The 1,154-nt window shown below is 62.9% G+C and carries 1 pseudogene; it reads right to left on the reverse strand.

Annotated features, from left to right (window positions below):
- Positions 1-1,154: pseudogene (locus tag ACM110_RS29980) on the reverse strand (type IV secretion protein Rhs); the annotation flags it as partial.

Here is a 1,154-nt window from a genome sequence, read left to right on the forward strand (position 1 = left end):
CGCAAATGCTTGAGCTGGCCGCTGACGTCGTAGCCATAACGCAAGGTGCCCCAGCCTTGGTGCTCGGTGATCAGTCGGTCATGAACGTCGTATTCGAACTCCAGCGGATGGTCCTGGCCGTCATCGACGCTGACCAGCCGGCCCAGTCCGTCATAGCGGTACTCGACCTTGTCTCCGTCGGGCAGGGTCTTGACCAATAAACGTCCGGCGCTGTCACGCTGGTACGCGGTGAGCAACTGCGAACCGTCATCGCCGAACTCGGTTTTCGCCAGCAACTGGCCATTGAGGTCGTAGGCATAGGCGGTGCGCCGGCCGTCGAAGCCGCTTTCCTGACGGATCAATCCGCTCGGCGTGTAGTCCAGCCGATAACGCTCGCCGACTTCGTTTTCGATCTCGGTCAACAGCAGCTGCGCGTGGTCGTAGCGGTACTTCAGCTCGCTGCCGTCGGGGTTGATCCGCCGACTGACCAGGTGCAGATCGTCGGCGTACTCAAAACGCGTGACCCGGCCCAGCTCATCGGTTTCAGCAGTGATCCGGCCGTAGGCGTTGTAGCTGAAGCTGCGACTGGCGCCGCTCGGCGCGGTCGTCTGCAACAAGCGGCCCACCGCATCCCACTGGTAACGACTGACCCCGCCGAACTCATCCTCACAGTTCAACAAGCGTCCCAACGCATCGTAGGCAAACTGCCGACGTCCGCCGTCGGGCAGGGTTTCGCCGAGCAACTGACCGAGGTCGTTCCACTCGAACACATGGCGGCTATGGTCCGGGTAACGGATCGCCAGCAGACGCCCTTGCGCGTCGTACTCGTGAAAGGTGCTCTGGCCATCGGGATCGATCAGCCAGGTCACGTCGCCCTGAGCATTACGCTGGTAGGTCCACTTGGCTTTACCGCGATAACGCGCGTGCAGGAAACCGTTGCGGTACTCGTAGGACGTCGGTTCGTCTTCCGGCGGAATCAGCGCGATCAGCCGTCCGAGCTCGTCGTAGCGGTATTCGGTGACGGCGCCGAGGGCGTCCTGTTCGGCGAGCAAACGACCCTGCGCGTCGTAGGCCTTGTGCTGCTGACCCCCGTCGGCGGCGACCCGCTGCACCAGCCGTGCCTGCGAGTCGTGGACGTAGGTTTCCTCGCTACCATCGGCGTGTTTCAGGACCAC

The sequence above is a fragment of the Pseudomonas sp. NFX98 genome (assembly GCF_047784845.1).
In the GTDB taxonomy this organism is placed as follows: Bacteria; Pseudomonadota; Gammaproteobacteria; order Pseudomonadales; family Pseudomonadaceae; genus Aquipseudomonas.